The sequence below is a fragment of the Cupriavidus sp. CuC1 genome, from assembly GCF_044627735.1.
In the GTDB taxonomy this organism is placed as follows: domain Bacteria; phylum Pseudomonadota; class Gammaproteobacteria; order Burkholderiales; family Burkholderiaceae; genus Cupriavidus; species Cupriavidus ulmosensis.
In genome coordinates this window covers 1-8,310 of sequence record NZ_JBIUHC010000264.1, presented here as the reverse complement: position 1 = coordinate 8,310, position 8,310 = coordinate 1, and the positions used below count along the sequence as shown (strand labels likewise).

The window sequence follows — 8,310 nt, the reverse complement described above, 5'->3', positions numbered from 1 at the left end:
CCGAGCCCATTCAGTCCATGATTTACGGGCCAAGAGCTCCGATCCAGCGCCTTGCTTTGCGAAAGTAGGGCTAGGCAGACGCTTGGCTGGGAATCACATCGGGGTGCCGCGAGGCACCCCGATTTGCTTTTTGCGCGGGCGCGCCGAATCAGGACGCTTTTGCTAGCGCTTTCGAGCGGAAATTGCGGGCGCCGACGAGGAAACTGTGTCTCGAAGGCGGCGCATCGCGGCCTTACACCCAGGACCATTTCCCGCTTAAGGAGCTACCTCGTATGCAAGCCTCAACGCTATCCCGCCGTCGCGCCGTTCATCGCGCAGAACTGCAGCGCCTTCGCGCCGCCGGTGCTTCCAAACTGACCCTGATGTGCGCGCAGGCCGGTTACAGCATGGTCGAAGTCGGCCTGGTACTGGTCATTGTCGCGCTCGCCCTGGTCGGTGTGATCCTGTACTTCTCCAGCAACAGCGCGTCGAGCCAGGCTAACTCGCTGTCTGGTGACCTGACCAGCCTGATCGGCAAGGTCAAGCAGGGGTATCAGGGCAACTACGCCGGCGTCACCAACGCCGCACTGAAGTCTGGTGGCTTCTTCCGCGATATGAGCAGCATGAACTCGAGCGGCGCCAATCCGACGCTGGCACTGGGCGGTGGCACGCTGACCGCCGTCGCCGGCACCGTGAACACGGCCAACGACTCGGTCCAGTACACGCTGACGCAGATCCCCGATAGCGCCTGCCTTCCGCTGGTGTCCTCGCTGGCCAGCAGCGTCGCATTCCTGTCGATCGCACCGAACGGCGGCACCGCTTCGGTCGTGAAGGCAGTCGGTGGCGTCGTCGATCCGTCGAAGATCAGCTGCTCCAACGACAAGAACACGCTGCTTCTCAAGGCGCTGTGACCACCTGAGCCCGGCGCGCAGTGCTAGCGTCGGTCCGTCTGCAGTCTCCAGTGGCGCGGCCGTGAGCAGCGCCACAGTTCCACCAACGCGACATCCATCTTGCGCTCATCCATGCCAAAGCTCCGAATCCGTAGGGCCGCTCACCGGCAGCGCCGCGATGGCGGCTTCCTGATGATCGAGATGGGGTTGTACCTCATCATTGCCGCGATGATCATTGCGACGGTGAAGCTGCCCGAGATGATCCGCGAGATCGAGGACAACCAGGCCGTCGGCGCAGGCCAATATGCCACCACCATCCGTACCGCCGTCAATCGCTACGTGGTGGGCAACAAGACTCAGGTTGTCGCCGGCGCGGTACCCGGGTTCGCGAATGCGCTCGCGCCGACGGTGCAGGAACTGATCGCCACGCAGTATTTGCCAACTGGCTTCGGCCTCCGGACGCCTCTCGGCCAGACGCTCAAGGTTCAACTGGCTCTACAGGCGTGCCCCGGAGTCAACTGCGAGGTGGTAGGGCTGGCCTACTCGGCGCAAGCGCTGACCGATGAAGCCGGCAGACCACGGATTCCGTTGCTGGCCACGGCCAGCTCGACGATCGGTTCGGACGGCTACATTTCCTTTCCGGCCGCGCCGGCGGTACTCAGCGGGGCGGGGGGCAGCACCACCCCCAATCCGGTTCCTGGCACGCCAGCTGGCATCCTCGGCATTCGGGTCGGGTTCGGCAGCTACGGTTACGCGAATATCGCGTCAGACCTGATCGGGCCTTGCGTGAGCATCACGAGCTTTGACGGCCAGATTAAGGTCAAGTGCAACGGCAGTGTCACGGTCACGGACGGCACGAACACGTCGACGTTGAACGCGGCCGGGTTTTCCAATCCGACCGGGACCGTTCAATCCAAGGACATCTCGACCACCGGTGAGAACTATCTCCGAGGGACAGCAACTGCCAACACCGTCTGTGCCGTCCCGGGATCGACACGAACCAATGCCAACGGCACCGGCCTGGTGGTATGCGGCAATGGCATCTGGCAGCCAGTCGGCACGGCCGTCGCCAATATCATCGCCGGCATGGCCTGCGGAACGAACGGGCAGATAGCCACTAGTGGAAGCAACGTAGGCTACATCTGCCGAGGTGGGCAGTATCAGCTACTGACGACGGCATTCGGGACGATGACGGTCACCCGCAAGATCGAGAACGTCACGGACGGCATGACCTTCGCCAAGGACAACTGCCCGGGCGGGACACCTTGGGCGCTGTACACCTCGAAGACTTTCCTAGTCAACGTGACAGGCTATGTGTCGCCCCCCATCCAAGGCACATATTTCGCCGCAGTCGACCAAGGGAGCCAGTGGTACGCCCAGGCATCCGCAAGATCGTCGGCCGCATGGTACAGCGGCAACGATACGGCCAACCTGGGCGGTCAGCTCGTTGGGACGTTCACGACAGGCTGTGCTTATTGAGCGAGGGAGGCAGATCGAAGAAAAGCCCGCATGCGGGCTTTTTCTTGCCGAGAAGGTCTGTACTTTCTTTCGGTCGAGCAGTGTTGGCCAAGCTCAGATACCAGCTGGAGGGTTCTCCATGGAAGAGCGGACGAACTCAGCAAACGGCCGTATGTCGCCGTCGAAGCTGGCGGCATTGAGCGCCTCCATGTATTCCGCGCGGCGCGGAAGCTGGATGATCGTCCAGGGATAGCCTCCCGACCCGAACATCGCGTTCATCAAGAATCGGCCTAGGCGCCCGTTGCCATCCATATAGGGATGGATGAACACGAAAATGAAGTGGCCGAGCACCGCCCGGACAGCAGCGCTCGGTTCGGCCCGAAGCTGCTTCATCAGCTCAGGCATCATCTGCCGCACGGCTTCCTTGGGTGGGGGGACGTGCTTCGCGTTTCTGATATATACCTGGTGCCCGCGGTAGCCGGCAAGATCCGCCGGGGTCAGAATCCCGGCATCGACGCTTGGAGCGAATAGCTGACGGTACCATTGTGCATGGTCGGCCTGATATGCTTGGCCAGCATTTGCGCCGGTCAGGATCTTTTCGATGGTTCTCTTCACTTCGATGTGCGCGAGCCAATAGCCTCGCGCCGCCATCGCGTTCTTGGCGTCCTTGTCGGATTGGGATTCCTCGGGGTGCCAATCACCGTTCGCCACTTTGGTGATCAGCGCGTCGGAGACCTTGTAGCCCTCGATTGACAATGAGTGGTATGCGTCCGTCTTGTAGACATCCTCCACGGCACTCAAATAACCGGCCACGTCAGCAGGCAATCCGGGCTCCGGCGGGAAAATTTCCAGCACCCGCTCTCGCATATCCGCCCACATGAGCCGCACCCGCAGGGCCGCTGGCCCCGCCGCATCCTCGGACAAGATGGTATGCACAAACTCGAAGGGGTTTACCTCCGGCGCTGTATAGCCAGCCGCCTGCATCACGCCCAACACGTCGTCCGCAATATCCTGGCGCCCTATGGCTCGAAACGCGCCCGCCAAGCGTCCCGCGAAATGGCTTCGCCCTTCATCGAGAAGCACTCGGTTGAGTTCTGACGCGTCCGGTATCTGAGCGAGCGCGATTTGCGCATCGCGCGGATAGCTTCGATAAAACGGTTGCTCGACCCGGCTGAGAGCTGTGGGTAGCCTCAAAACGGAGATGCCACGGACCTTGGTTAGCTCATCGACTGACGGCATCGCCTTCACCCTTAGGTCGAAGAGTGAATACCCATCCGGCAGCTGGATGTTGTTGTTACTGCCCGTAAGGCTGTGGATGACGAATTGCTTGGGCAACACCGTTGTTCCCGCGTGTAGCAAGATAGAGAGGTCCGGGGAGGCGTGCCAGTTGTTGCCAAAGCGGTGGGTTGCGTATGCTGCTAGGAAACTATCCATTGCCGCATACCAGGGGGTCGTATCTCCGGGTTTTTCTTCGGGCCGGCTCGCCATGTACCAGCCTTTGATGACTGGCTGTATGAAGCCAGCCTTCTGGAGGGATTCGCGGTGGCGCCGAGAGAATTCGTCAGTCTGGAAGACGGAGGATCCCTTGTCTTGAAGCGCTTTAAGCGCCGCAAGTGCCTCGCTAAGTTGCCGTGCTGCCGGCGAAGTTGCCATTTTTCACCCTAAAAGTGTCCTATAAGACTACAAACCTGTTTTTGCAAGTATTTTATGTTTGGGTTGTACACGTATTTTCTGTGATGTTAGCACAAGTATTCTATGACTTGCTGTAACAAGTACATTATGTCACGCTGCAACACGTAAATTATGTCTAGATTGCCTCAGGAGCGTCTCAACCTGTCGAGGAAGGAGTTGCGGGCCGGTGCCTGCGCAGGGATGCCCGACGGCCTCTCGCGACCGTCCAGGCGGGCAAAGACGGTCGCCAACTCGGTCGGACGCGGCGCGCCGGCGGGGCAACCTTCGGGGCTGCGGGAAAGCGGGGCGGCTGGGATGGTGCTACATGCGGCTCGGCCGTCGGGACGGGCGCCGGCGACGGCGAGGGCAGCAAGGCACCATCACACACGCAAGGAAAAAAGAGTCGCCGTCCTAGCTAGGATCGGCGACTTCACGGAGTGTGTCGACCAAGTCGGGGGGCCTGGCAACGGTTCCAGCATAGGGCTGTTCGAGAAGCTATCTAATCCTGCTTTGGGGGGATAAAAATGGCTTCGAAGCCTCCCTTAAGCCCGTCTCTCTCCTAGCGCCTTCTGGATCTTCTGGTCGGTCGTGTATTGGCCGAGCGAGTAGACCGCCCAGATCGTTGCAGGGATCTAGCCGATGAGGGTGATCTGCAGGATGAGGCAAATGATCCCGGCGAATGGCCGCCCGATGGTGAAGAAGGTTAGCCAGGGCAAGATTAAGGCAATTAGCGGGCGTATCTCGAAAGTTCTTTTCGTTGGTTCTACAAAAGACCCGCAGAAACGGGCCATCTAAAACTCTCACCGCCGCTCACTGGGTGGCGAAGCTCCAGATCTTGGTGACGGGCTGACCGTTGTTTGTGCCGACCAGCCTTGCCGTGTAGGTCGTCCTGCTCGACAGCGGCGCATCCGGAATCAGCGCAGCGACGTTGCTCGGCAATAGCTTGTTTGGGTCCGAGGCGCTCGTGAGCAGCGTTGCCTTGAGCGGTCTCCCGCCGCGCGGCGCGATACTAAACTCGGACACGGACAGACTTTGATGGACGCGAACGACTGCGACAATCACTCGGCCAGCGGGATCGATCGACAGACTCCGACCAGGCAGCGGGCTCGGCGTTTCGTCGCCATGGGTCGTCGTGACGCCGGTCTGACCGTCGCAAGGGAAAGTCGCAACAGTCCTGGAGTCCAAATACTGGACGTCAGACGCCGAGCGTATGCCCACCTTGAGTACAGTAATGGGCACTGCGAGGGTGGTAGTCCTCTCGGACTTCCCGATCCCAATCTCGCGATCGAAGCCTAGCGTCCCAACCGTGTGGTAGGTGACCGACGTCAGGACCTGTGCGGCCTGCAACGCAGAGGGTTCGGCGGCCAAATTCTCACCGACGCCGATGCCGCCATAGGAAAAAACGTTCGCCCGATCGAGTGGAAGCGTGCCCGTGAAGCCTGGATATGACGGGTTCTCGGTGTGCCCATATGCATCCGTACGGCCAGCGTCCAGATTGGCCGCGATAAACTCGGCGTGTGCCTGCGCTGCCTTGTCCAACGCAAAGCTCTGGATACGCGCGCCGAACCCGCATTGCATGCGCAGAGCATTTAGGTAGTCATACGCCGCCAGCCTGTCGGAGTCCGCGTAGGTCGCCTCAGGCGCCGAAGCGAGGATGGTTGCATCGGATGTCGCAGAACCGATGGTTCCGTCCGGGGAAGTAGAGTCTTCGCGGGAAACACCGCCGCTGCTACCGCAGCCTGCCAGTGAGGCTAGGATCGCGAGGCAGAGAAATTGTCTCATCGGTTGACAGAAATTCGACCGCGCTGTTGCAAGCGCTATATGCAGAAAAAGACCCGCCGAGGCGGGTCCGGAAGCATAGCGCTTATTGCGTGGTAAAGCTCCAGGTCTTGTTGACCGGTTGGCCGTTGTTAGTTCCAACGAGCTTCGCGGTGTAGGTCGTCTTGGCCGCCAGCGGCGCGTCGGGGATCAGCGCCACAACGTTGCTCGACAACATCTTGTTCGGGTCGGTCGCACTCGTGAGCAGTGTTGCTTTGAGTGCGGTGCCGCCCGTTGCCGTAACTGTGAACTCGGATACCGAAAGAGTTTGGCCGGTCCTGACCATTGCGATGACCGATCTTCCGGCTGGATTGATCGTCAGATCCCGGCCGAGTATTGGGCTTGGGCTCTCGCTACCATGCGCAGTAGTGACACTGGTCTGGCCGTCGCATGGAAAGGTCGCAACCACCTTGGAATCGAGGTTCTGCACATCTGCTGTCGATCGGAGACCCAGATTGAGTACGACCACGGGAAGTGCCCACGTTGACGTTTTCTTCGAGACACCAATGCCAAGATCGCGATACCCTCCGAGTACGGAAACTGCATGATACGTAACCGAGAGGAATTCTTGCACTCCGACATATGCCGACGGGTCAGCCGAAATATCCTCGCCGACTCCGACTCCCCCATAGGATTGGAGATTTGCTCGATCCAGCGGTGCGCTGCCGGTGAAGCCCGGATAAGTGGCATTCTCCAAATGACCGTAGGCATCCGCATGTCCTGCGTCGACATTCTTCGCGATGAAGTCTGCGTGTGCTTGGGCAGCCTTGTCCAGAGCCGCATTCTGGGCCAGCGCTCCAAAGCCGCAGGTCACGCGTTGCGCGTTTAGATAGTTATAAGCACCCAGCTTATCCGTGTCCGAGTAGGTGCCCGCCGGTGCCGTTGCGACGATGGTTGAGTCTGTAGTTACAACCGGCACCGTTGGCGTAGTCGGTTGGCTACTGCCGCTAGTCGTGCTATCGCCGCCACCGCCACCGCCACCGCACCCCGACAGCACGGCAAGAAGGGACAGAACGAGGATTGTTCTTTGCATAATTGACTCTCTGAGTGGGTTAGTGCTTCGAGGCACAACCTCAATTTATTACGGGCTTTTGCCTGCGCAACTCTAGCACGCACCAATTCCCCGACGATGCATCGAGGTGTGACATCCCACCTAAGTAGGGAAAAGATGATGACGGCCGGCACTTCAGCGCGAATCCGCATTTCTTCTGTACCGCTTTCGCAAGAGATGCCTGGGCTTGATGCACCCATACTGCTATAGAGCGCTCTGCCCATTCTTGTGGGGAGAAATCTGGCCTAAAAAAGAGACCCTTCGGATTGGAATAGTCATGTCGCCACGCCTAGTACTTGCCGCTCTCGCGGCTTTCAATGCTGTCGGTCCTGTCTCCGCAGAACTGATTACCCTCCCGGAAGTGCCGATTACTGTTGCCGACTGCAGGCCCGGCGACGAATGGCGACTTGCTCCAAACGGGATAATGAGGTGCTTTCCAAAGCCCCCCCCTGCCCCTATCGACAACTGCAGCAACCATGGCCTCTACGCCACGAGCCAAGGCGGCGGTTCGACCTGGGTACCAGGCGTCGGCACTTGCTATAACCCGCCGCCTCCGCCGCCGGCGTGCTATTACTCAGGAAACCAATACATCAGCATCGTCGGCTGGGCTTCGGACTTTTCCTCGGAGCCGGCTTCGGTAACCGTGCGATACGCGTGGGGCGGCGACCAAATTGTCATTGCGACGATAGCCGGGCGAGCGGATTGGCCCAACTACCCGCAGCTCTCCCCGGGGGGATCGATGTATAAGGCGATGGTGTCGGTGATGGCCGCGCGAGGTTTCCGTCCGGGCGCGGTGGCTACCCAATGGGGCGCCTGGAATGACGGCGGGCCTTATGCATCAGCGTGGGGTGGTGTGACCTACCAGATCTGCCCAAACTGATGCGTGCCCCACCACGCCGTGGCGGACGCTTTGGGTGGAAGCTGGTTGCGTTGCTTCTCCTTGCTGCGACTGACCCGGCCAAGGCCTTCTGCTTCGACGAGGCCGCCGCGCGGTATGGCGTCAACCCATATGTTCTGCGCGGCATAGCTTTCGTCGAATCCGGCTTTCGCGCCGACAGCGTAAGCCGGAACACGGACGGCTCGATCGACTACGGTGCAATGCAGATTAACAGCGTGCACCTGAGCGAGCTCAAACGGTTCGGAATTGCGCCGACGCAACTCATGGTGCCTTGCACGAACGTTATGGTCGCGGCCTATCTATATAGGAAGAAGATCGATCGCTACGGTAACTCTTGGCTGGCCGTCGGCGCCTACCATTCGGAGACGCCGGAGTATAGAGATGCCTACTGGCCCAAGGTTAAGGCCGCAGTCGAGAGTTGGACTGGAGCGGCGCGCTGAGCAAGTGCGCGGCAACCCTCCCCTTCAGGGCTCAGGATTTCCCACAAGTTGACTGATCATGCTATTCGTTCTGCCTGAAGAGCTGATACATCTTTGTGACTTCGT

The 8,310-nt window shown here is 60.0% G+C and carries 6 protein-coding genes and 1 pseudogene; 3 read left to right on the top strand and 4 right to left on the bottom strand.

Annotated features, from left to right (window positions below; genetic code table 11):
• The first annotated feature begins 272 nt into the window (after positions 1–272).
• A complete protein-coding gene (locus ACGLHR_RS49455; RefSeq protein ID WP_400103176.1) occupies positions 273–890 on the top strand; it encodes a type 4 pilus major pilin in 618 nt (205 codons plus the stop codon).
• Positions 891–1,061: 171 nt separating this feature from the next.
• Positions 1,062–2,348 (top strand): shufflon system plasmid conjugative transfer pilus tip adhesin PilV, encoded by a 1,287-nt coding sequence (locus ACGLHR_RS49450; protein WP_400103174.1) that lies wholly within the window; start codon positions 1,062–1,064, stop codon positions 2,346–2,348.
• A 93-nt stretch (positions 2,349–2,441) separates the two neighbouring features.
• Here the strand turns inward: ACGLHR_RS49450 and ACGLHR_RS49445 are convergent, their stop codons facing one another.
• The 4 genes and pseudogenes from ACGLHR_RS49445 to ACGLHR_RS49430 all read right to left on the bottom strand — a co-directional run bounded on the left by ACGLHR_RS49445 (position 2,442) and on the right by ACGLHR_RS49430 (position 6,849).
• The gene (locus ACGLHR_RS49445; protein ID WP_400103172.1) at positions 2,442–3,980 is read right to left on the bottom strand and encodes a Fic family protein; all 1,539 of its coding nucleotides are present in this window, start codon (positions 3,978–3,980) and stop codon (positions 2,442–2,444) included.
• A gap of 560 nt (positions 3,981–4,540) precedes the next feature.
• Positions 4,541–4,738, bottom strand: a pseudogene (locus ACGLHR_RS49440) (YqaE/Pmp3 family membrane protein).
• Between the two features lie 70 nt (positions 4,739–4,808).
• On the bottom strand, positions 4,809–5,780 hold the full coding sequence (locus ACGLHR_RS49435) for a CAP domain-containing protein (RefSeq protein WP_400103171.1): 972 nt from the start codon (positions 5,778–5,780) through the stop codon (positions 4,809–4,811).
• Positions 5,781–5,862: 82 nt separating this feature from the next.
• Entirely contained in the window at positions 5,863–6,849 is a 987-nt protein-coding gene (locus ACGLHR_RS49430) for a CAP domain-containing protein (protein ID WP_400103169.1), read from the bottom strand.
• Between the two features lie 948 nt (positions 6,850–7,797).
• Between ACGLHR_RS49430 and ACGLHR_RS49425 the strand changes: the two genes are divergently transcribed.
• Complete coding sequence (locus ACGLHR_RS49425) at positions 7,798–8,205, top strand: lytic transglycosylase domain-containing protein (protein WP_400103167.1); 408 nt, start codon at positions 7,798–7,800, stop codon at positions 8,203–8,205.
• The last annotated feature ends 105 nt before the right edge of the window (positions 8,206–8,310 follow it).